Genomic DNA, 22,454 nt, shown 5'->3' with positions numbered 1-22,454 from the left:
TTCTTCACGAGGAACTCCGTATGAACGCTTGTTTTTCCTTTCGATTTCTCTCGCCCGTCCGGCTGGCCGGCTGGCCGGCGCGGCGCATGCCGCTTCGCCGCGAGGTGCGCCAATGACCACCCGGCGCGCGTTCGTGCAGTGGCTGGCCGCCGGCGCGGCGAGCCCGATCCTGGTCGGCGTCGGCGTGCGCGATGCACACGGCGGCGAACCGCAGCGCGTTGCGCTGCGTGACGACCGGCTCGTGATCGAGTTCGACCCGGCGATGCGCAGCCGGCTGGCCGTGCGCCGCGGTGGCGGCACGCGCGCACTGACCCGGTTCGATGCGAGCGAGACGCTCGAACAACTGATCGGTCCGGCGCCGGCGCCGACCTCGGACGGCCCCGCGCCCGACACGCGGCCGGTGCGGACGATCGACCGCTTCGCGATCGTCGATGTCGCGCATGCCGACGTCTCGACCGTGTTCGGCGCGGGGCGGCAATTGCGGCTGGTCGGGCGCTCGGCGAACGGTTTCGAGAAGACGGTGCGCATCACGCTGCTCGAAGCGCGGCCGGGTGTTGCGCTGATCGACACGCAGTTCCGCAACGTCGGCACACAGGCGACCGACATCCGCGCATGGAACGTCGGTGCGCACCGGCTGCTGCCGGCCGCCGCCGGCGCGGGCGGCTACTGGACCTATTCGGGCGCGAGCCATGCGGACCGGCGCGACTGGGTGCAGCCGGTGAAGGCCGGCTTCGATCAGCGCAATTTCATGGGCATGAACGCATCGGATTACGGCGGCGGCACGCCGGTCGTCGACGTGTGGCGGCGCGATCAGGGCATCGCGCTCGGCCATCTCGATACCGTGCCGCGCCTGGTGTCGCTGCCGGTGAAGGCGGTGCGCAACGAAGTGACGCTCGGCCTGCGCGGCGAGAAGACGGTCACGCTCGCACCGGGCGCGACGCTCGATGCGCCGACCGCGTTCGTGATGCTGCACGACGGCGACTATTTCGTTGCGCTCGACACGTACCGGCAGATGATGGGCGCGCAGGGCTTTCATTCGCCGCAGCCGCCGGCGAGCGCCTACGAGCCGATCTGGTGCGCGTGGGGCTACGAGCGCCAGTTCAGCCTCGACTACGTGCGTGCCACGTTGCCGAAGGTGCGGGAACTCGGCTTCAAATGGGCGGTGCTCGACGACGGCTGGCAACGGCGGACCGGCGACTGGGTGCCCGACCGCGCGAAATTCCCGGCCGGCGACGCGGACATGAAGGCGCTCGTCGACGACATCCATGCAAGCGGGCAGAAGGCGCGGCTCTGGATCGCGCCGCTCGCGGTCGCGCCGGGCAGCGACGAGCTGCACGACCACACCGACATGCTGCTGCTCGACGCGGACGGCGCACCGCAGGCGATCACGTGGTGGAACAGCTTCTACCTGTGCCCGGCCTACGAAAAGACGCAGGCGCATGTCGCCGCGCTCGTGAAGAAGGTGATCGGCGAGTGGGGCTTCGACGGAATGAAGATCGACGGCCAGCACCTGAACGGCGTCGCGCCGTGCTACAACCCCGCGCACCGTCATGCGCGGCCGGAGGATTCGGTCGAGCATCTCGCGGATTTCTATCGCACGTTCCACGACGCCGCGCATGCGGTCAAGCCGGACGCGGTCGTCGAAGTGTGCCCGTGCGGCACCGCGTACGCATTCCACAACATGCGCTACATCGACCAGGCGCCCGCGTCCGATCCGCTGTCGAGCTGGCAGGTGCGCCACAAGGGCAAGACGCTGAAGGCGCTGATGGGGGCGTCGTCCGCGTATGCGGGCGACCACGTTGAACTGAGCGACGGCGGCCGCGACTTCGCGTCGGCGGTGGGCGTCGGCGCCGTCATCTCGACGAAGTTCACGTGGCCGGTCGATCCGAAGCCGAAGGATTCGTTCCTGCTGACGCCCGAGCGCGAGCAGGCGTGGCGGCACTGGGTCGAGGTCTACAACGCGCACCGGCTTGCCGAGGGCCGCTATCGCGGCGAGCTGTACGACATCGCGTTCGACAAGCCCGAGGCGCACGTCGTGGAAAAGGACGGCGTGCTGCATTACGCGTTCTACGCCGACCGCTGGAGCGGCCCGGTCGCGCTGCGCGGCCTGCAGCCCGGCCGGTCGTACCGGATCGTCGATTACGCGAACGGCCATCGCGAGGTCGGCCGCATCGTGCCCGGGCATGACGCAATCGCATTGCGCTTCGAGCATGCGGCGCTGCTGCGCGCCGAGCCGCTCGACGCATGAGTGTCACCCGGCATCACCGCGTACCACCGCTCGGCAGCGTCCATCGCCGGGCAACCGGCAGTTCCGCAACGTGTAGTTCCATTCGTCATTCCGATCCCTCCACTGGAGATGCTTCGATGAAAAAGACCGTACGCAACCTTTCCTGTGTCGCGGCGCTCGCGCTGTGCGCATCGATCCTGCAGGCCTGCGGCGACGGGTCGTCCGACCCGTTGTCGGCCAAGGCCTTTGCCGCCCCGCCGCCGGCCGCTGCGGCGCCCGCGCGCGCCGCAGCGCACTGGACACCCGCGGCGTCCGACACGTGGCAATGGCAGCTCAGGGGCAAGCTCAATACGTCGTACAACGTCGCGATCTACGACATCGACCTGTTCGATACCGACCCGGCGACGATCGCGGCGCTCAAGCAGGCCGGGCGCAAGGTCGTCTGCTACTTCTCGGCGGGAAGTTCGGAGAACTGGCGGCCCGATTTCTCGAAGTTCAAGGAATCCGACCAGGGCAACAAGCTCGATGAATGGGAAGGCGAGCGCTGGCTCGACATCCGTTCGAGCAACGTGCGCGACATCATGGTGGCCCGCCTCGATCGCGCGGTGGCGAAGGGGTGCGACGGCGTCGAGCCCGACAACGTCGACGGTTACGCAAACGACACCGGTTTCCCGCTGCAGGACACCGACCAGTACGCGTTCAACGTGTTCATCGCGAACGAGGCGCACAAGCGCAACCTGGCGGTCGGGCTGAAGAACGACGTCGATCAGCTCGCAGCGCTCGAGCCGTCGTTCGATTTCGCGGTGAACGAGGAATGCAACGAGCAGAAGGAGTGCCCCGGCTACAAGGTGTTCACATCGAAGAACAAACCGGTGCTGAATGCCGAGTATGCGGGCAAGTACCGCACACCGAGCGGGCAACGCACGCTGTGCGATGCGGCACGCGCGCTCAACATGCGCACGCTCGTGCTGGCGAAGAAGCTCGACGACAGCTACCGGTTCAGTTGCGACGCATCCTGATCGAGCCGTGCCCGTGGTAACGGGCGAACCTGTGTGACCGATGCTCGCGCGCGCACGCCACGTGCCCAGGCGTGCGCGCCGCGAGCGTCGCGATGCCGTGATCCGGCGCAGCGCACGACCGATGCCGCGCCGGCGTCCGTTCAAATCGATTCGCAGTACTTATCCATAATCACGATGAAAAATTCCATGCTGGTTGCAGGCGCTGCCGTAGCGGCTGCGCTTTCCGTCGCCGCGCGCGCAGAAAGCTCGGTCACGCTGTACGGCACGATCGATACGGGGATTGCCTACCTGAACCACGCGGAAGGCGGGAAGTCGCGCGTGTCGATTTCGTCGGGCGCGCTGTCGTCGAACGAGTGGGGGTTGACCGGCAACGAGGATCTCGGCGGCGGGATGAGCGCGATCTTCACGCTCGAGAACAATTTCGACGTCGCGACCGGCCAGCTCGATGAAGGGCGGCTGTTCGGTGCGAAAGCGTTCGTCGGCATCGCATCGGACAGGTGGGGCAAGCTGACCCTCGGCCGGCAGAACGATCCCGTGACGGATCTCGTGCAGCCGATCACGGCCGATGCGTTCAGCGGACTGTTCGCGCCGCCCGGCGACGTCGACAACTACGACAGCAGCGTGACGTTCAGCAACGCGGTCAAATGGACGAGTGCGACATGGCGCGGCGTGACGGTCGCGGCGATGGTCTCGCCGGGCGGCGTGGCCGGCGCGTCGGGGTCGGGACTCGCATATGCCGGTGCGGTCGGCTATGCGGACGGCCCGCTGAGCGCCGCGGCCGGCTATCTGCACGTCGACAACGGCAATGCGATCCGTTCGACGCGCGGCGTGACGTCGGCCGATGCGTTCTTCAAAAGCGCTGTCAGTCGTGCGTATGCGTCGGCCCGTTCGATCGGGATCGCGCGCGCCGGCGCGCAATATGCGATCGGCAACGTGACGGTCGGCGCGGCGTTCAGCTTCAGCGAATATCGCCCCGACGCGGCGTCGACGTTTGTGCAGGCGGAGCGCTACCGGAACGGTTCCGCGTTCGCGCAATGGCAAGCGCTGCCGTCGCTGCTGGCCATCGTCGGCTACAACTTCACGTGGTCGGGCGGCGATTCGTCCGCGCGCTATCACCAGGTCAACGCAGGCGTCGACTATCTGCTGAGCAAGCGCACCGACCTCTATACGACCGTCGGCTACCAGCATGCGAGCGGTTTCAACGGGGCGGGGCCGGCCCAGGCCGTGATCGGGTCGTACAACGTCGATGCCGGCACGAATTCGCAACTGCTGGCGATCGTCGGCATCCGGCACCGGTTCTGAGCCCGGCGGCCCGGCCGCGCGTTACTTCCGGCTTTTCAGGAACGTACGCCCTTCGGCAGTGATCGACGCGCCGGAGCGGCCGTGCGCGGGATGGCTGACGAACCCCGCGCTGACGAGCTCCCGCGCGATCGACCAGCCGAGCGCCGGCGCATCGCGGCCGTAGCGTACGTCGGCGAGGCGTTCGAGTGCCCAGATCGCGGAGGCCGACAGGTTAGGGGTGTTGGGCGTGAGCGTGTCGTTCATCGCTTCCTCGTGAAATGGCGTTTCGGGGTGGGCGGCACGCGGCCGCGGGATCGGCGGCGCAAGCGTCAACTGGCTTGCAGCAACGGCAGCAGCGCCTGAAGCGCCGCTTCCTCGTCGGGGCCGGTGGCGAGCACCTGGGCCGACGTGCCGCCGTGTACCTGCAGCGACGCGATCGCGCCGCTGTCTTTTGCGTTGCTGCTGTGCCCGTTGGCGATCAGCTGGATGTCGCTGTCGAAACGGCGTGCCGCGTCGACGGTCGCGTCGCGCGCGATGCGGCCGCGATTGCGGTTCCATGCGGGGCCGATTTGAACGTACATAACGGTTGCCACGATGCTGGAAAACCTCCGGACAGGTGGTCGGGATCGGGGCGCGGCACCGGGCCGGCGGCGCACCGGAGCGGCACGAAACGCGGGGTTGCGCGCATCGGGCGACCGGCGCTTCGCGATTCCCCGCAGGGTGCGGGACGCCATTCGGCACGAACGTGCCGGCATCCGCAGCGAAGGCGCCTTCAAGTTCGCGGATTGTCGCGAAACCGCGATTATAATGCATCGGTCAGTCCATGTGAATTACATTATAATGTCGTGTGCGCCGATATCGGCCCGCCGCGCTGCCGGCGGGCGCGCGACGACGCATCCGGGCACGCAACCTGCTCGCCCGGCATCGTGATCGACCGACCCGAACTCCTCCCGAATGGAAGCTGCAATGAATGCCCCCGCCTGCCCGCAATGCGCGATGGAAAACACTTACCCGGACGGCGCGCTGACCGTCTGCGCCGACTGCGGCCATGAGTGGTCGGCCGACGCAGGCGCCGAAGCCGGCGACGAACCGGCGGGCGACGTCGTCAAGGACGCGAATGGCAACGTGCTGTCGGACGGCGATTCAGTCGTGCTGATCAAGGACCTGCGCGTGAAGGGCTCGTCGATCACGCTGAAGATGGGCACCAAGGTCAAGAGCATCCGGCTCGTCGGCGGCGACCACGAAGTCGACTGCAAGACCGACATGGGCGGCTTCATGCTGAAGGCTTGCTACCTGAAGAAAGTCTGAGCGCACGCCGCGCCCGACGGCTTCCAACCGATTGCCCGCCCATGGCCGAGGATCGAACTTCCTACGACGCGTTCGTCAGGTTCCTGGCGACGCCGCTGAACGACGGTCGGCCGTTCGTGCTGGAGACGCAGCACGCGGTATCGCTGCATTTCGATCATTTCGGCACCCAGAGCTTCATGTCGCTTCGCGATCCGGTGCGGCTCGAGCTCGGGTATACGCGCGTGATGATGGGTTTTCTGCTGCTGCAGGCCGAACCCGCCCACATCTGCATGCTCGGGCTCGGCGGCGGTTCGCTCGCGAAATACTGCTACCGGCACCTGCCGGGTACGGCGATCGACGCGGTCGAGATCAACCCCGACGTGATTGCATTGCGCGATGTCTTCAGGATTCCTGCCGATGACGCGCGATTCAGGGTGGTATGCGCCGACGGCGCGGATCATCTGGAGCGGGTGGATGTCCGGACGGACGTGATCCTGCACGATGCATTTGTCGCCGACGGCATGCGGGGCCGCTGTGCGGGCGTCGCATTCATCGACGCGTGCCGCGCGCGCCTGGGCGACACCGGCGTGCTCGCGATCAACTTCATGGACGACGATCCGGCGTTGCCGCAGCACCTCGAGCAGTTGCGATCGGTATTCGGTTCGTCGTATGCGCTGGTGCCGTGCGGCGACGACAACAACTTCGTTGCATTCGCATGGAGGGACGGCAGCCGGCTGCCGTCGCTGCGTATCCTGCTGGAGCGTGCGCTTGCATGCGCGCAGGCCGGCGAGCTGAAGCTGGCGGCCACCGCGAGGCGCATGAAGGGCGGGGAGGGTATCGATCCGCGGCGGCTGGTCTGGCGCGCGCAGTCGCACGGACGATGGGAGATCGGTGCGTAATCGGTGCGTAATCGGTGCGTAACAGGCCGGTAGCCGACGCTGCGGCCGCGCTTACTTCACGCGCTTGCCGAGCGCGCTCTTGGTCTTGTAGGTGACGCCGTGCCGGTCGAGATATTCGCGGATCAACTGCCGCACGACTTGCGACGGCGTAAGATCCTGCTCCGCGCAGAGCATCTCGAAGGCTTCCTTCTTCGCGGGATCGATCAGGACGGTCAGGCGGGCGGTTTTCGTTTCCATTACGGGGCGAGGGTGGTCGGTATGTTAATCAAATTATAATCGATCCGCTTTCGGCACTATCGCTGGAAATGCCGTCCTGGCGCGCGATCAGCGTTTGTTGCGCAGTAGCGCGAGCAGGTCGTCGAGCACCGGCACGATGGCGAGCGTGACGAGCACCGCGGCGAGCGGCACGGTCGACACGTAGCCAACATGCTTGAAGCCGACCGCGCCGGCCAGGCCGCCGACGAAGAACGACGTGAGCATCGTCGCGTGAATCCTCAGTTTCGAACGATTGGCAATCACCGCGTGCGCGTCGACGTCGATGGCCGACCGGTTCCAGTAGAACAGCTTCCCGAGCTCGATGCCGAGGTCGGTCACGATGCCCGTCATGTGCGTCGTGCGGATTTCCGCGCCCGACAGCTTCGTGATTGTCGCGTTCTGCAGCCCCATGATGAAGCACAGCAGCGTCACGGTCACGGGCACGAAGAACGTTTCCCACAGTGCGAGGTGGCTGCCGAGCAGCCCGAACAGGAGCAGCAGCGCGGCTTCGACCAGCAGCGGCAGCATGAACTGGCTGTGCAGGCCGCGGCGGCGGCCCCAGTTGACCAGGATCGCCGAGCAGCCGGCGCCGATCAGGAACGATCCCAGCGAGCTGATGCCGGCGAGCGCGAGGCGCACGTCGCCGAGTGCCGTCTGGTCGGCGATGGCCGACACGATGCCGCTCATGTGCGACGTGTATTGCTTGACCGCGAGAAAGCCGCCGGCATTGGCCGCGCCGGCGACGAACGCGAGCGAAAACCCGAGCTGGCGGTTCGCGGTCGCGCTGCGGTGTTTTCCCGTCAGGTTTCGAAAGTACTGCGCTGGCATAGGGGCTTCGCTCAATCGCCGCGGATCGCGGGCACGGACGGGAGAGCCGGCGCCGGACGGCGGGCTGGGCACGCCGCTTGCGCCGGATACCGGGTCTGTCGAATCATGTGACGAACATGATAATGTCATTATCATACTCTGTTGGCTGGATGGGGCTTTCAGTACAATGATGCGCGATGCAGCCGCGCTTGCCGTTTCGTTGCCGCGCGGCGCCTGCTTGCTCACTTCTGCCCACCGCTTCATGACTCCGATCAAGTTCATCCTTCGCTACACTGCGATCCCGTTCACGGCCATCGTGGCTGTGGTGATCTGGACTGTCATACCATCGTCGAAAGAGATCGATGCGAGACAATATGCGGCGCTGTCGCGCGCGTACGCGAGTTTCCCGCTGCCGTTCCGGCGGGAAATCTCGGAAACGATGGAACACGGCCGCATCAACGACCGGCGCTACCAGGCACTCGTGCGCGACTCGCTGGGCAATGGCGTCGCGCTGGACTGGCCGGCGTCGGGCGTCGGCGATGTCGCCGACGAGCGGCAAAAACTGGCCGAACTGATTCAGGCCGATTCGGATCTTCAAAGGCAACAGCAATGAAAACCCTGCTGGTTTCTGTGGCATTCGCGATGATCATCGCGAGCTTGATCTTCGCGCTGTATTTCATGAATCACGATCGCGGCAAGTCCAAGCGGATGGCGTGGTCGCTCGCGGCACGCGTCGGGCTGTCGGTGACGCTGTTCTTGTCGCTGCTGATCGCCTACAAGCTTGGCTGGATCGAGCCGACCGGGTTGCCGATCGGGCGCTGAGCGAGGCCGGCCCCGTGGCATGCGGGGCGTTTTCGGAAATGCGAGTTTCGATATCCAATAGAAGTATTGTGATAAGAATACTTATCCCGATACTGTTGATGCGAACGAATGGCGTCGATGGATGGGCGGCATTGGATGCTGGAAGAAGGGCGGAACGACGCTAGTTGCCGGGCTCGTTCGCCACGTCATGGCGATACGCGCGCGGCGAGCAGCCCGCGATGCGCTTGAACGCATGCCCGAACGCGCTATCCGAGTCGTAGCCGAGCATTTGCGCGACCGCCGATATCGATGCGTTCGAGCGTCGCAGCGCTCGCATCGCGAGCTGGATCCGCCATCGCAGCACGTATTCGAGCGGCCCGAATCCCAGCCGCCGCTTGAAATGCAGCGCGAACGTCGAACGCGATACATGGCAGCAGGCCGCCAGCGCGTCGACGGTCCAGCGTTGCGCGGGCGCCGCGTGAATGGCGGCCAGCGCCGCGCTGACCCGTGAATCGGCGAACCCGGCCAGCCAGCCGACATCGCCGTTCGCGCCTTCGTCCACATAGCGCCGCAGGATCTGCACCAGCATCATGTGTCCGAGATGCCGGACCATCAGCGACCCGCCCGGCGACGATGCGCCGAATTCCTGCGCGAGCTGCTGCAGCGACCAGCGCAGCACCGCCGCCTGTTCGGAGTCGCCGCTCACGACGACCACCGGCGGCAGGCTGCCGAGCAGCAGCGGCATGCCTTCTTCGTACGCGAAGCGGCCGCCGATCAGGAAGCAATTGGCCGGTTCGCCATAGCGCGCGATACCGCGTTCGACGTGCCGGTACACATCGGCGGCCGGCACGGGTGCGACCGACGGATCGCTCGCCAGCGAAAATGCCCGCGGCGCGGCCAGCAGGAAGCAGTCTCCCGTGCGCAGCCGGACGGGCGGCCCCGCACCGTCGACGGTCAGCCAGCAACTGCCTTCGACCACCGCGTTGAACTTGATGCCGTCGGGCGGCGGCAAGTCGATCGCCCACTCGCCGCCGGCCCGCAGGCCGGTGAAAAACGAGTCGCGCGTTTCCAGCAGCGACAACACTTCCGATAGCGGGTCCACGGGCAATCTCCGGACGATCTCGACGAAAAACCGGATTCTATTGCATTCACAGTCCGGGTGCGCCGCCGGAGAATGAACACGTGCCGTGACGTGACCGATGGGCGGCCGCGTGCGGCATGCATCGTTCCTGGAGCCTTCAATGACGAGCAGGCAACACCCCCTTCATTCCGGATTCGACGCCGCATCGACGGCGAGCGACGTACTGGCCGGCCTCGACCTCCGCGGCAAGACCGCCATCGTCACGGGCGGCCAATCGGGCCTCGGCCTCGAAACGACGCGTGCGCTGGCGCAGGCCGGCGCGCACGTCGTCGTCGGCGCGCGGAGCGTCGAAGCTGCACGCGACGCGACGCGCGGCATCGACGGCGTGGAGATCGCGGCGCTCGAACTCGCCGACGCCGCGAGCGTGGCGGCATTCGCCGCACGATTCGTCGATGCGCGGCGCAACGTGCATATCGTGATCAACAGCGCGGGCATCATGGCATGCCCCGAGACGCGCGTCGGCGACGGCTGGGAAGCGCAGATGGCCGTCAATCATCTCGGCCACTATGTGCTCGTCAACCGGCTGTGGCCGGTGCTCGCGCACGGCGACGGCGCACGCGTGGTCGCGGTGTCGTCGCTCGGGCACCGGCTGTCGCCGATTCGCTGGGACGACGTTCAGTTCGCGCGCGGTTACGACAAATGGCTGGCGTACGCGCAGTCGAAGACCGCCAACGCACTGTTCGCGGTGCAACTGGATGCGCTCGGGGCCCGCTTCGGCGTCCGCGCGTATTCGCTGCATCCGGGCAAGATCGCGACGCCGCTGCAGCGTCATCTGACGCGCGCGGAAATGATGGCGCAGGGCTGGGTGGACGAGCACGGGGTGCCCGTCGATCCGACTTTCAAGACGCCGGCGCAGGGGGCGGCCACCCAGGTCTGGGCAGCCACGTCGCCGCGCCTTGCCGATCTCGGTGGCGTCTATTGCGAGGATTGCGATATTGCGGCGGTGACGCGCGGCGACGAGGAATCGGGGGTGCGGCCGCATGCAATCGATCCGGAGGACGCGGCGCGCCTGTGGGCGTGGTCCGCGGCATTGACGGGTATCGACGCCTTCGCGGCGCAGCGCTGACGCCCGAGTGCGCATCGCGAGACGCACGGATATCGGCGACGGTGCGATACCCGTCGCGTGACCGGTCATGCACGCGCCGCATCCATCAGCGCACATCCGTGCGGCGGCGGTGCGTGCGTCCGCTCATCGATCCGATTCAGAACACACCGGTATCGCCCGCCCGGGGACGCCGGTCGAACGCCGGGCCGGCACGAACGACGTCGCCCGGCAAGTGCGTTTCGCGCCCACATTACGCGTCGTGCGGCGGCGGCCGCTCGCGTCGACATGGTTAGAATGATCGCGGCAACCTGGTCCTTTCTGCTGCACGTCACCTGATCGACACGCACCGATGACATTACAAGAACTCGAAAACCTGATGCGAAGCCTGTTCGAGGATGAGAGCCTCGACGACTTCGGCAAGAGCGACTACAGCCTTTCGTTCGTCGTGCCCGGCAAGGTCCGGGACGTCAAGGCCGCGTTGCTGGCCCGCACGGGCCCGGCCGGATGGGACGGCGAGTCGGTGCACTGGTTTTTCCGGAACGATGCCGACGACTGGGCGCTGTATCTGCGCGGGGTCCCGAACTCGGTGTTCTGCCTCGCGACCGTGCAGTCGCTGCATACGCAGCACATGCAGCAACATCTGGACGCGGCGGCGATCACGCCGGCGCAGCAGGCCATCTACGACGCCGAGGAGGCGCAGCGCCGGCAGGAGGCCGAAGCACGGCAGCGGCGCGACACGCGAACCGAGCCGCTCGCGCCGCTCGGCGGGCCGTTCCATACCGATGGCGAACGCGTCTGGGCGCGCGTCGGCAGCGGGCATCGCTATCACGCGCTCAACCATTTCGATCTCGGCAGCTTCCGGCATCTGGTCGACAGCTTTGCGGTCGATGCATCGGGATTGCGCCATTACGCGTCCGGTGCCGCGTCCCGCTACGACGACGCAGGCGAAGGGCTCATCGCCGACGGGGATGCGGCCACGCTGGAATCGCTCGGCGGCGACTGGTATCGCGACGCACGGCAGGCTTACTACGTCGATCGCGGCATCCACGATCCCGATCACGGGCAGTGCCATCTGGTCGTGGTCAAGGCCGACGCGGCCAGCCTCACGCATATCGGCGGCGCGTATGCGCGGGATGCCAAGCACCTGTTCTGCGCCGGCGTGCGCAAGCGCGGCATCGACGATCCGGCCGGTGTGGTCGGCCTCGGCTACCGGTATGCGCGGCTCGGCACGCAGATTCTTTACGACGGCAAGATCGTGACCAGGCCGGGGCGCGTCGACGTGGAAACGGCGCGCGGCGTCTTTCACGACATGCTGATCGATGCGGACGGTCATGTGCTGTGGGGGAAGAATTACCGCAAGCCGTTGCCGGGGATCGATGCAGCCAGCCTGCGCTTTCTGAATTGGTCGTTCGCAGTCGACGACCGGCGTGTCTACTACCGCACCAGCACGAACCTGGCCGTATGCGAAGGCGTCGACCGCGCGAGCGTGGAGGCCGCGCCGCCGATGGGTATCCGCGACCGGCACGGGGTGATCGCGCTGCGCTATCCGGACGGCATCGCACGGGTGCCGGATTCGCCGACGGAATCCTGACGGCTTCGGGCGGTGGGTGTTGCACGCCGCCGGGCCGTATGCGCGAGCAGCGATCTTTATCGCTGCAGCAGATAACCGTATCGGAATCGCTTCGTTGACGCGATCCGGCACGCGCTCGTAGATTCGCGTTTTGACCGAATCAGGGGCCGTGCCGTGACCACTACCGCCATCCGCGATGCCGCACCGCGTTCTACCGGGCTGCCGCCCGCATTGCGGCCGGGCCATGCGGCGCAACGCTTCGACATCGTGCCGTTCGACGGGCCGCTCGGCGCCGAAGTGATCGGCCTCGACCTGGCGCAGCCGCTCGATGCCGATGGTTTCGCGCGCATCCATCGCGCGCATCTCGACCATCACGTACTGGTGTTTCGCGACCAGCGCATCACGCCCGACGAACACATCGCGTTCAGCCGCCGCTTCGGCCCGCTGCAGATCCATGTGCTGCACCAGTTCGCACTGGCCGGTCACCCGGAGGTGCTGATCGTGTCGAACATCGTCGAGAACGGCAAGCCGGTCGGGCTCGGCGACGCCGGTCATTTCTGGCACTCCGACCTGTCGTACAAGGAAAAGCCGAGCCTCGGCTCGCTGCTGCACGCGCAGGAATTGCCGGCGGAAGGTGGCGACACGCTGTTCGCGAACATGCATCTCGCATGGGACACGCTGCCGGCCCACCTGCGCAGCGCGATCGAAGGGCGGCGCGCCGAACATACGTATCTCGCACGTTATGCGGAACTGCAGGCGCGCAGCCCGTGGCGGCCGAACCTGTCGCCGGAGCAGATCGCGCAGGTGGCCGCGGTCGTCCATCCGGTCGTGCGCACGCATCCGGAAACCGGCCGCAAGGCCTTGTTCGTCAGCGAGCATTTCACGACGCGCATCGTCGGGCTGCCCGACGACGAAAGCCGCGCGCTGCTCGCCGAACTGTTCGCGCACAGCGTACGCGCCGAGCACCAGTACCGGCACCAGTGGCGCGCGCACGATCTCGTGTTCTGGGACAACCGGTCGCTGATGCATCTCGCCGCCGGCACGCCCGACCACCTGCGCCGCAAGCTGTACCGCACGACGATCGAAGGCGACGCGCCTTTCTGAGCCGCGTGCTGCGTCATTCTTCCGCCCCTTCCGCACTGGAGTTCCGATGTCGTTTTCGTTCTTGCCGGCGCGTCGCGCGCTGGCGGCCACGCTCACCGCCGCGCTCGCGTTCGCCGGCGCGGTCATCCCGCAAGCCGCGCACGCGGAGGGCCGCATCCGCATCGCCGAGCAGTTCGGCGTTGTCTACCTGATGCTGAACGTCGCGCGCGACCAGCAACTGATCGAAAAGGAAGGGCGCAAGGCCGGCCTCGACATCAAGGTCGACTGGGTGCGGCTGTCGGGCGGGGCGGCCGTGAATGACGCACTGCTGTCCGGCGCGGTCGATATCGCCGGCGCGGGCGTCGGGCCGCTGCTGACCGTGTGGGACCGCACGCGCGGCCGGCAGAACGTGAAGGGCGTCGCGTCGCTCGGCAACTTCCCGTACTACCTCGTCAGCAGCAACCCGAACGTGAAGACGATCGCCGACCTGGGCGCGAAGGACCGCATCGCGGTGCCGGCGGTCGGCGTGTCGGTGCAGTCGCGCGTGCTGCAGTACGCGGCCGCGAAGCGGTGGGGCGACAAGCAGTTCGACAAGCTCGACGCGCTCACGCAGGCGATTCCGCATCCGGACGCGACCGCCGCGATGCTCGCGAACAGCAGCGTGATCACCGGCCACTTCGGCAATCCGCCGTTCCAGGAGCAGGAACTTGCCGGCAATCCGAACGCGCACATCGTGCTGAATTCCTACGACGTGCTCGGCGGCCCGAGCTCCGCAACGGTGCTGTACGCGACCGAGAAATTCCGCAACGACAACCCGAAGACCTACCGCGCATTCGTCGCGGCGCTGGCCGACGCCGCGCGGCAGATCGCGGCCGACCCCGAGCGCGCAGCCGATACGTATATCCGCGTGAACGCGTCGAAGATCGATCGCGCGCTGCTGCTGAAGATCCTGCGCAATCCGCAGGTGCAGTTCAAGACCGCGCCGCAAAACACGCTGCCGCTCGCGCAGTTCATGCATCGCACGGGGGCGATCCGCAACGAACCGAAGTCGTGGCGCGACTACTTCTTCGACGACCCGGCGACGGCCGGCGGCAGTTGAGCGGGCCCGATGCTTCGACGCCGCGATCGACGCTTATGCGTCGGCACGGTTTCGATATGCGCAATCGATGGTTGGTCCGCACGACGCCCGGCCGTATGTTGATGCTTTCCCCGCAAGAGATTCGATCGTGAACGCCACTTCCCTCCGAACCTGGCTGTCGCCGTATGCGGCACGCGGCGGCGCGTCGCCTGCCGGTCAGTCCGCGCCCGACACACGTGTTGCCGGTCGGCCTGCCGCGAATGCCGCGCAGGCCGGCGCGCACAGCGAGCGGCTGCTGGCCATCGACCGCGTCAGCCTCGAATACCGCAGCGGCGCGCGGATCGTACGCGCGACGCATCAGGTGAGCTTCGACGTGTATGGCAGCGACCGCTTCGTGCTGCTCGGCCCGTCAGGGTGCGGGAAGTCGACGCTGCTGAAGGCGATCGCCGGTTTCATCGAGCCCGTCGCGGGTTCGATCGCGCTCGACGGCCGGCCCGTGCGCGGGCCGGGGCCCGACCGCGTCGTGGTGTTCCAGGAATTCGACCAGTTGCCGCCGTGGAAAACGGTCGTCGAGAACGTCGCGTTTCCGTTGCGCGCCGCCGCGAAGCTGTCGCGTGCCGAAGCACATGAGCGTGCGCAGCACTATCTCGACAAGGTTGGCCTCGGCGCGTTCGCCGATGCCTATCCGCATACGCTGTCGGGCGGCATGAAGCAGCGCGTCGCGATTGCGCGCGCGCTTGCGATGCAGCCGCGCGTGCTGCTGATGGACGAACCGTTCGCCGCGCTCGATGCGCTCACGCGCCGCAAGATGCAGGAAGAACTGCTGCGGCTGTGGGACGAGTTCCGCTTCACGCTGCTGTTCGTCACGCATTCGATCGAGGAAGCGCTCGTCGTCGGCAACCGCATCCTGCTGCTGTCGCCGCATCCGGGCCGCGTGCGCGCGGAACTCAACAGTCACGAGCATTCGCTCGACAACGTCGACACCGGCGACTTCCGCGACAACGTCGCGCGGATCCATCGTCTGCTGTTCGATACCGATGCAACGAACGAGCCGACGACGGAGGACGCCGCATCATGAATCCGATCGATCCGGCGCTGCCGCCGCTGCCGCCCGTTCGCGCGGAATACGAGCGTACGCTCGACACGCTGCCCGACGCCGAACGCGCGGCGCCGGCGTCGCTGCTGCGCCGTGTCGTCGGCGCGGGCTGGTTCCGTCGCAGCGTGATCGCGCTCGTGCTGATCGCCGCATGGGAGATCGTCGCGCGCATCGTCGCGAACGATCTGCTCGTCCCGACCTTCGGCGCGACGCTGGCCGCTTTCGTACAGGGCATCGAGTCGGGCGAACTGCTCGTGAAGACCGGCATCTCGATGTCGGTGCTGCTGCGCGGCTACGCGCTGGGGGTGCTTCTGGCGTTCGCGTTGACGTCGCTCGCGGTATCGACGCGCATCGGCCGGGATTTGCTGACGATGCTCACGTCGATGTTCAATCCGCTGCCGTCGATCGCGTTGCTGCCGATCGCGCTGCTGTGGTTCGGACTCGGTACGGGCAGCCTGCTGTTCGTGCTCGTGCATGCGGTGCTGTGGCCGCTTGCGCTCAGCATGTACACGGGCTTCGCGGGCGTGCCGGCCACGCTGAAAATGGCCGGGCGCAACTACGGCCTCACGGGCCTGCGCCAGATCGTGCTGATCCTCGTGCCGGCTGCGCTGCCGTCGATCCTGGCGGGCCTGCGCGTCGGCTGGGCATTCGCGTGGCGCACGCTGATCGCCGCCGAACTCGTGTTCGGCGCGAGCGCGGGGCAGGGCGGGCTCGGCTGGTACATCTTCCAGAACCGCAACGAGCTGTACACGGACCGCGTGTTCGCGGGCCTGGCGGCCGTCATCGTGATCGGGCTGCTCGTCGAGAACCTCGTGTTCGACACGCTCGAGCGCGCGACCGTGCGGCGCTGGGGCATCCAGCACTGACGCCACCTTGCGCGAACAATCCCGGCGCATGCATAACCAAAGCTGAAATCGGCTTTTCGCGCGCGCCGGGTGCGTCCCTATACTTTGCGGAAACCGCGATCGCGCGATGCCGCGACGTGCCCGATCTTCCCGAACGAGGACCTGCCGAATGACTGCTCGTGATGCCGTCGATCCGCGCGACGCATTGCGCGACGCGCTGGCCGCACTGCCCGATCTCGCGAACGCGATCGGGCAGGATGCCGCACAACGCGAGGCGCGTCGCGAACTGCCGTTCGACGGCTTCGCGATTTTCCGCCGCTCGGCGCTGGGTGCGCTGCGGATTCCGGTGGCGCGCGGCGGCCTGGGCGGGACGCTGGTCGACCTGTTCGACACGATTGCGACGCTGGCTGCCGCCGATTCGAATCTCGCACACGCGCTGCGCATCCATTACGACCAGACCGAGACGCTGCGGCTGTCGCCGCGCACGCCGTTTAACGACGTGCAGCTCGAGCGCGTGCTGGCCGGCGCGATCTTCGGCGGCGCGTCGACCGAGCGCGGAACGTCGCGACCGGGCGAGAACACGACCGTGCTGCGCCGGGACGGCGATCACCACCGCGTGACGGGCCGGAAATACTATTCGACGGGCACCGCGTTTGCCGATTTCGCACGCATCAACGTGGAGAACGAGCAGGGCGACGCGCTGGCCGTGATCGTTCCCGTTGCGCGCGATGGCCTGCAGGTACTCGACGACTGGGACGGGATGGGCCAGCGCATGACCGCGAGCGGCAGCCTGCTGCTGGAAGACGTGCAGGTCTTCGCGGACGAAGTCGCCGCGCGCGACGGGTCGACGCTCGTCGGACGTCATTGCGGCGCACTGCGGCAGCTTCATCTCGTCGCGACGGGCGCGGGCATCGTGCGCAACGTGCTGGCCGATGCGCGCCGCTACGTGCTCGCGCACGGCCGCCCGGCGCTGCACAGCCCGGCGCCGACCGCGCGCGACGATCATTTCATCCAGCAGATCGTCGGCGAGCTGTCCGCGCACAGTCACGCGATCGACGCATTGGTGCGCGAAAACGCGCGCGCGCTCGACCGCTCCGCCGATGCGATCGAAGCGGGCGACGCCGGCGCGCATGCGCTCGTGCTCGACAGTGCGCTCGCGACCGCGCGCACGCAACTGATCGTCAGCAAGCTTGCGCTGCATGCGGCCGAACGGCTGTTCGAAGTGGGCGGCGCGTCGGCAACGGCGCGCGAGCACAACCTCGACCGCCACTGGCGCAACCTGCGCACGATCTTCAGCCACAACCCGCTGCTGCACAAGGCACGCGTAGTCGGCGATTACGAACTGAACGGCGTGACGACGCACCTGACCGAAGGGCGCGTGTTCTGACGGCGGTCGCCGCTGCGGCGGCGGCCCGTGCCGTGCGATGCGCCGGGCTTCTGCGCCGGCCTCAGCGTCTCAGGCCGGCTTCGCGCAGCAGCGGCAACACGCGCGCGCCGAAGAAGTCGAGATCCGGCTTGAAGTCGTAGAAGCTCAGCTGGATGCCGTCGATGCCCGCGCGGTGCAGCCGCACGATCGTATCGGCGACTTCGTCGGGCGAGCCGGTGATCGAGATATTGCCGCCGATCGCGCGCGCGGCGGCCTGCGCGCGCTGCTCGAAACCGCCACGCCACGCATGCGCGTCGCTGTCGAAGCGGTGGAAGCTGCCTTCGTCGGCATGCGCGACGATCGCGTCGCGGTATGCGCGCGCTTCGGCCGCCGTTTCGCGGCAGATGACGAGCGGATTGAGCAGCGTGCGGATCGTGCGGCCTCGCGCGGCGGCGGCCGCCTTCACGCGTGCGGTATGCGCGGGTAGCGCGTCGATCGCGCGTTGCGCATCGGGGCCGGCCGGGCTCGTGACGAACACGATGTCCGAATAACGTGCCGCGAATGCGATGCCCGCCTCAGAGCCGGTCGCGTTGATCAGCAGCGGGCGGCCGTAGTGCGGCTTCGGCGTCACGAATGCACCGCCCAGCTGCCAGCTCGACAGTTCGGGCGTGTAGCTGAAATTGTCCGGTTGTGCCCACAACTGCTGGACCGCATCGAGGAATTCGGCGGCCATCTCGTAGCGCCGGTCGTGCTCGATCCGGTTCCAGCCGAACATCTCGTGCTCGATCGCGCGGTGGCCGGTCACGACGTTGATGCCCCAGCGTCCGCGCGAGATGTGGTCGAGCGTCGCGGTGAATTTCGCGAAATGCAGCGGATGCCACGGACCGTAGAGCACGTGGCTCGTCGCGACGAGGATGATCCGCTCGGTGCGCGCGGTCAGCGCGGCCAGCGTCATGAACGAGTCGAGTGCCTGTCCGTCGAACACGCCACCGTAGCCGCCTTTCGGGAGCCACTGCGACAGCGCGAACACGAGATCGAAGCCGAGCGCTTCGGCGCGCGCGACCAGGTCGGCGTTGTAGTCGAACGTCCAGTCGGTCGAGCGCGGCAGCGTCGACGCGCTCCATCCGCCGGCCTGGATCGGCAGGAACAACCCGAGCATCAGCGGTTGCGCGAGGACACGCGAGACGGGGCTGTCGGGGAAATCCGCCGGCGAGCGGACATCGACGAAAGGCGACGGCGCGATCGAGGCGGCGACGGAGGTATCGCTCATGACGGGGTCCTTGCGAGGTATGCGCGCGCCGGGCGATGACGACGATCGGGACGCCCGCGCGGTTGTTCGACATCGGCGAAGGCTTCCCGTCCACCCCCGCGCCTCTGTGGCGGACGGGAACGGACGCCGGTCATGATCGAACGCATATCGAACGCATATCGAACGCGTATTGCACTCGGGGCCGCGCGCAGGGAAACACCCATTCTCGGCAACCCGGCGTGGCGCGGCAAACAACGATTCCCGCTTTGCTTATCGCGCCGCGCCCGATGCGCGTGCCGTCAGAACTTCACGCGCAGCCCGCTGACGAACGCGAGCTGGCGGTTCGTCGACGACGCGCTGCCGATGTTCGAGATCGCCGCGATCTTGCGATAGCCGCCCGGCGTTGCCGTGCTCGCATCGCCGGCCGCAAGCTGGTAGATGCCCGACACGTAGATATCGGTGCGCTTCGACAACGCATAGTCGAACCCGAGCGTGAACTGGTGCCAGCGCGGTTTCAGCGTCTGGCCGCTGGTGCCCGGCAGGCCGCTCGCGCGCCCGTCGGTGAACGTGTAGACACCGATCAGCGTGGCCGACGGCGTGATCTGGTAGCGCGCGTTGACGTCGTAGTTGTTGAACTTGCGCGACGAGCCGTCGAGATAGTCGAGCTGCGTGTGGCTCCACGCGAAGCCGAGCGTCGTGCGGCCGAGCGCGTAGTTCGCGCCCAGCGCGCCGATCTGCTGCTTGAGCACGCCGCCGTTCAGCCCGTAGAAGAACGCGCCGCTGTAGTCGTTGCCGGTGGTCGAGGTTGCGCCGCCCACCGCACCGCTCGTGTTCGACGTCGAGTTCGGATGATTGAAGCGCACGTAGCCGCCGCCGATCGACAGCGGGCCGTTCACGTAATTCGCGGATGCGCCCCACGCGTTGTTGTTCGAGAACCCGGTGCCCGCACCGCCGCTGGCCTGGTTGCTGAACGCGTAGAGCAAGTCGGCCGTGAAGCCGGCGATCGTGTCGCTGCGGAACTTCACCGCGTTGTTCAGCCGGAAGCTCTGGTTCAGGTTGTCGTTGTCGCCCACGTGCGTGGCCGGCGACCAGAAGCCCGCTCCCGAGTACTGCGCGACGAGATCGGTGATCGGCTCGTACTGGCGGCCGAAGGTCAGCGTGCCGAGCCCTTTCTTGCCGAGGCCCACGTACGCGGACCGGCCGAACAGGCGGCCGCCCTGGCCGAGCCCGCCGTCGCTCGGCCGGAAGCCGCTTTCCAGCGTGAAGACCGCCTGCAGGCCCCCGCCGAGATCTTCCGTGCCTTTCAGGCCCCAGCGGCTGCCGCTCAGCTTGCCGCTCGTCTGCTGGATGTTGCTCGCGCCGCCCTGGTTGTTCGTATAGGCGATGCCGGCGTCGACGACGCCGTACAACGTGACCGAACTCTGCGCGTGCGCACTGACCGAACCGATCGAAACCAAACCCAGGACTACCGATTTTTTGATCATGACTATCCTCTGTTTTTATGGGTACCTCTGTGAGGATCACGATGCTATTGACGACGGGCGCGCCGACGAACGGCCGATCCGTGGTTTGTAAATCGCTGCGCCGCCGATTTGTAATGTGCGTTGCCGCCCGCCCGCCAGGTGTGCCGCGATCGCGTCCGGCACGCATGCTGCGGCGAACGCATCGCGCGGACCGCGAACGTCGCCCGCCGGAAATGCGCGTGCGCCGTCATATCGATCGATGAAATCGTTCGATGTCCGCAATAGCGGTCGTTCGCGTTGCGATGCGTTTACGCAACGACCCGCTAGGCGGCGACCGGCCGATGCGCTACGCGCGCAAGCATATCGATTCCGCAAAACGTTGGTAGGGCCGTGCCAGGCGTAACGGTAGAGTCGGGCATCCGGTCGCAGGCCGGCATGCACCGGGAACGCGAACGTGCGCAAGCGCGTGTGCGTCCCGGCTGAACAATCAACACGGGAGCCGTTCGACATGAGTCGCGATGTACTGTTTCTGCTGGAGCCGGGCTTTGCCGATCCGAAGCATCCGGGGCAGCGCTTCGTCTGCCCGCACGGGCTGTCGATCGAAGGGCTGCTGGCGAGTGAACCCGAGCGCGCCGGCCGCCTCGACGTGAAGCGCGTGGGCTTCGAGCGGCCGCGACCGGCCGTGATCGAGGTGCTCGACGACGCGCACCAGGGCCTGCCGGTTCTCGTGCTCGGCCGCGACCAGCCCGCGCCGGACGACGCGCAGACGCTCGGCGACGTGCGCTTCGTTACCGACGCGCGCCGTATCCTCGAACTGCTGGCCGAGCGCCACGGGTTTCCGGCGCTGCATTGACGCGCCGTTTCACGTCCTATCCGTTATCCGATCGACAGGAGTATCCGATGTCGTCCATTTCGGCGGCACGCCGCCGCTTGCTGCTTGCCGGCGCCGCGGTCGCGGCGAGCCCGGTTGCCGCGTTCGCCGCGCAGGCCGCGTCCGCCGATCTCGCCGATACGACATTGCGCGTCGCGACCTACAAGGGCGGCTGGCGCGCGCTGCTGCAGGCGGCCGGGCTCGGCGACACGCCATACCGGATCGACTGGCGCGAGCTGAACAACGGCGTGCTGCATATCGAGGCACTGAATGCGGACGCGCTCGATATCGGTTCGGGCAGCGAAATTCCGGCCGTGTTCGCCGCGCGCCAGAAAGCCAGCGTGCGGTTCATTTCGCGGGTGCGCGAAGACCTCAACAACCAGGTTACGCTTGCCCGCAAGGACACGCCGATTCGCAGCATCGCGGACCTGAAGGGCAAGCGCGTCGGCTACGTGCGCGCGACGACGTCGCACTATTTCCTGTATCGCCAGCTTGCGGAGGCCGGGCTGAGCTTCGACGACATCCAGCCGGTCAACCTGTCGCCGACCGACGGCTTGTCCGCGTACGACCGCGGCGACATCGACGCGTGGGCGATCTACGGTTACAACGGCCAGCTCGCGCGCAACCGCTACGGCGCTCGCGTGCTGAAGACGGGGAAGGGCTATCTGTCGGGGAATTTTCCGGTGTACGCGAATCCCCGCACGCTCGACGATGCGCGCCGCCGCGCGGCCACGGGCGATCTGTTGCTGCGGTTCCGGCATGCGTATGCGTGGGCGAACGGGCATTTCCGCGACTATGCGCTCGCGCAGAACCGCGAGACGCGCGTGCCGGCTGCCGATCTCGTCGCGATGTTCGATCAGCGCAGCGAAGACTACGCGCTGCTGCCGGTGACGCCCGACGTGGTGGCGCAGCACCAGCAGGTCGCGGACGTGTTTGCCCGCATCGGCGTGCTGGACGGCCCGGCCCGGGTCGCGCCGTTGTGGGATACGTCGTTCAATGCGGTGGTGGCGACGGGGTGACGCGATCGGCGCGGGACGCCGCGTGCCGGATTCGAAGCCGGACCTGCCGGGA

The 22,454-nt window shown here is 67.3% G+C and carries 23 protein-coding genes; 16 read left to right on the top strand and 7 right to left on the bottom strand.

Translation table 11 applies throughout. From position 1 onward, the window contains the following. Positions 1-112: 112 nt before the first annotated feature. The 3 genes from OHZ10_RS34610 (at position 113) to OHZ10_RS34600 (ending at position 4,548) form a co-directional block, all read left to right on the top strand. The gene (locus OHZ10_RS34610) at positions 113-2,248 is read left to right on the top strand and encodes a glycoside hydrolase family 36 protein (protein WP_342706424.1); all 2,136 of its coding nucleotides are present in this window, start codon (positions 113-115) and stop codon (positions 2,246-2,248) included. Positions 2,249-2,364: 116 nt separating this feature from the next. Next, on the top strand, positions 2,365-3,246 hold the full coding sequence (locus tag OHZ10_RS34605; protein WP_059241888.1) for an endo alpha-1,4 polygalactosaminidase: 882 nt from the start codon (positions 2,365-2,367) through the stop codon (positions 3,244-3,246). Between the two features lie 174 nt (positions 3,247-3,420). Continuing rightward, entirely contained in the window at positions 3,421-4,548 is a 1,128-nt protein-coding gene (locus tag OHZ10_RS34600; protein ID WP_059241886.1) for a porin, read from the top strand. 21 nt (positions 4,549-4,569) lie between these two features. Here OHZ10_RS34600 and OHZ10_RS34595 read toward each other — a convergent pair whose 3' ends face one another. Both OHZ10_RS34595 and OHZ10_RS34590 read right to left on the bottom strand, forming a co-directional pair. After that, a complete protein-coding gene (locus OHZ10_RS34595) occupies positions 4,570-4,791 on the bottom strand; it encodes a hypothetical protein (protein WP_059242482.1) in 222 nt (73 codons plus the stop codon). Between the two features lie 65 nt (positions 4,792-4,856). Next, positions 4,857-5,108: an HPr family phosphocarrier protein gene (locus tag OHZ10_RS34590; RefSeq protein ID WP_059241884.1), complete on the bottom strand. Its 252-nt coding sequence runs from the start codon at positions 5,106-5,108 to the stop codon at positions 4,857-4,859. Between the two features lie 373 nt (positions 5,109-5,481). Here OHZ10_RS34590 and OHZ10_RS34585 point away from each other — a divergent pair, with 373 nt between their 5' ends. Together OHZ10_RS34585 and OHZ10_RS34580 are read left to right on the top strand one after the other, a co-directional pair. Next, positions 5,482-5,835: a zinc ribbon domain-containing protein YjdM gene (locus tag OHZ10_RS34585; protein ID WP_006498247.1), complete on the top strand. Its 354-nt coding sequence runs from the start codon at positions 5,482-5,484 to the stop codon at positions 5,833-5,835. Between the two features lie 41 nt (positions 5,836-5,876). After that, the gene (locus OHZ10_RS34580; protein WP_342706423.1) at positions 5,877-6,713 is read left to right on the top strand and encodes a spermidine synthase; all 837 of its coding nucleotides are present in this window, start codon (positions 5,877-5,879) and stop codon (positions 6,711-6,713) included. A 51-nt stretch (positions 6,714-6,764) separates the two neighbouring features. Here the strand turns inward: OHZ10_RS34580 and OHZ10_RS34575 are convergent, their stop codons facing one another. Both OHZ10_RS34575 and OHZ10_RS34570 read right to left on the bottom strand, forming a co-directional pair. Continuing rightward, a complete protein-coding gene (locus OHZ10_RS34575) occupies positions 6,765-6,950 on the bottom strand; it encodes a ribbon-helix-helix protein, CopG family (RefSeq protein WP_021158209.1) in 186 nt (61 codons plus the stop codon). Positions 6,951-7,037: 87 nt separating this feature from the next. Further along, positions 7,038-7,796, bottom strand: a complete 759-nt coding sequence (locus OHZ10_RS34570; protein WP_059241880.1) for a YoaK family protein — start codon at positions 7,794-7,796, stop codon at positions 7,038-7,040. A 241-nt stretch (positions 7,797-8,037) separates the two neighbouring features. Between OHZ10_RS34570 and OHZ10_RS34565 the strand changes: the two genes are divergently transcribed. Together OHZ10_RS34565 and OHZ10_RS34560 are read left to right on the top strand one after the other, a co-directional pair. Beyond that, a complete protein-coding gene (locus tag OHZ10_RS34565; protein ID WP_059242480.1) occupies positions 8,038-8,388 on the top strand; it encodes a hypothetical protein in 351 nt (116 codons plus the stop codon). Continuing rightward, positions 8,385-8,597: a twin transmembrane helix small protein gene (locus OHZ10_RS34560; RefSeq protein WP_006489184.1), complete on the top strand. Its 213-nt coding sequence runs from the start codon at positions 8,385-8,387 to the stop codon at positions 8,595-8,597. The genes OHZ10_RS34565 and OHZ10_RS34560 overlap by 4 nt, the downstream gene beginning before the upstream one ends. Positions 8,598-8,757: 160 nt before the next feature. On the opposite strand, the gene OHZ10_RS34555 is transcribed toward OHZ10_RS34560, so the two are convergent. Then, positions 8,758-9,678, bottom strand: coding sequence for an AraC family transcriptional regulator (locus OHZ10_RS34555; RefSeq protein WP_342706421.1), 921 nt, complete (start codon positions 9,676-9,678; stop codon positions 8,758-8,760). 139 nt (positions 9,679-9,817) lie between these two features. Here OHZ10_RS34555 and OHZ10_RS34550 point away from each other — a divergent pair, with 139 nt between their 5' ends. The 7 genes from OHZ10_RS34550 to OHZ10_RS34520 all read left to right on the top strand — a co-directional run bounded on the left by OHZ10_RS34550 (position 9,818) and on the right by OHZ10_RS34520 (position 17,821). Continuing rightward, positions 9,818-10,783: an SDR family NAD(P)-dependent oxidoreductase gene (locus tag OHZ10_RS34550; protein WP_059241877.1), complete on the top strand. Its 966-nt coding sequence runs from the start codon at positions 9,818-9,820 to the stop codon at positions 10,781-10,783. A gap of 328 nt (positions 10,784-11,111) precedes the next feature. Beyond that, on the top strand, positions 11,112-12,353 hold the full coding sequence (locus OHZ10_RS34545) for a hypothetical protein (protein WP_342706420.1): 1,242 nt from the start codon (positions 11,112-11,114) through the stop codon (positions 12,351-12,353). A gap of 153 nt (positions 12,354-12,506) precedes the next feature. Continuing rightward, positions 12,507-13,436, top strand: coding sequence for a TauD/TfdA dioxygenase family protein (locus tag OHZ10_RS34540; RefSeq protein WP_059241874.1), 930 nt, complete (start codon positions 12,507-12,509; stop codon positions 13,434-13,436). A 46-nt stretch (positions 13,437-13,482) separates the two neighbouring features. Then, positions 13,483-14,514 (top strand): ABC transporter substrate-binding protein, encoded by a 1,032-nt coding sequence (locus OHZ10_RS34535; RefSeq protein ID WP_342706419.1) that lies wholly within the window; start codon positions 13,483-13,485, stop codon positions 14,512-14,514. A 67-nt stretch (positions 14,515-14,581) separates the two neighbouring features. Next, the gene (locus tag OHZ10_RS34530) at positions 14,582-15,571 is read left to right on the top strand and encodes an ABC transporter ATP-binding protein (protein ID WP_342706418.1); all 990 of its coding nucleotides are present in this window, start codon (positions 14,582-14,584) and stop codon (positions 15,569-15,571) included. Continuing rightward, the gene (locus OHZ10_RS34525; RefSeq protein WP_342706417.1) at positions 15,568-16,455 is read left to right on the top strand and encodes an ABC transporter permease; all 888 of its coding nucleotides are present in this window, start codon (positions 15,568-15,570) and stop codon (positions 16,453-16,455) included. The genes OHZ10_RS34530 and OHZ10_RS34525 overlap by 4 nt, the downstream gene beginning before the upstream one ends. A 148-nt stretch (positions 16,456-16,603) precedes the next feature. Continuing rightward, positions 16,604-17,821 carry an acyl-CoA dehydrogenase family protein gene (locus OHZ10_RS34520; RefSeq protein WP_059241869.1) on the top strand — a complete coding sequence of 406 codons (1,218 nt, stop codon included), beginning with the start codon at positions 16,604-16,606 and terminating at the stop codon, positions 17,819-17,821. Positions 17,822-17,882: 61 nt separating this feature from the next. Here the strand turns inward: OHZ10_RS34520 and OHZ10_RS34515 are convergent, their stop codons facing one another. Next, positions 17,883-19,070 (bottom strand): LLM class flavin-dependent oxidoreductase, encoded by a 1,188-nt coding sequence (locus tag OHZ10_RS34515; RefSeq protein WP_059241868.1) that lies wholly within the window; start codon positions 19,068-19,070, stop codon positions 17,883-17,885. Between the two features lie 278 nt (positions 19,071-19,348). Further along, a complete protein-coding gene (locus tag OHZ10_RS34510) occupies positions 19,349-20,533 on the bottom strand; it encodes a porin (protein WP_059241867.1) in 1,185 nt (394 codons plus the stop codon). A 487-nt stretch (positions 20,534-21,020) separates the two neighbouring features. On the opposite strand from OHZ10_RS34510, the gene OHZ10_RS34505 reads away from it, so the two are divergent. Both OHZ10_RS34505 and OHZ10_RS34500 read left to right on the top strand, forming a co-directional pair. Beyond that, on the top strand, positions 21,021-21,365 hold the full coding sequence (locus OHZ10_RS34505; RefSeq protein ID WP_059241864.1) for a DUF3088 domain-containing protein: 345 nt from the start codon (positions 21,021-21,023) through the stop codon (positions 21,363-21,365). Positions 21,366-21,412: 47 nt separating this feature from the next. Beyond that, the gene (locus OHZ10_RS34500; protein ID WP_059241862.1) at positions 21,413-22,402 is read left to right on the top strand and encodes an ABC transporter substrate-binding protein; all 990 of its coding nucleotides are present in this window, start codon (positions 21,413-21,415) and stop codon (positions 22,400-22,402) included. Positions 22,403-22,454: the final 52 nt, after the last annotated feature.

Source organism: Burkholderia arboris (assembly GCF_038723655.1).
GTDB classification, from domain to species: domain Bacteria; phylum Pseudomonadota; class Gammaproteobacteria; order Burkholderiales; family Burkholderiaceae; genus Burkholderia; species Burkholderia arboris.
This window is presented reverse-complemented; position numbering and strand designations above follow the sequence as displayed.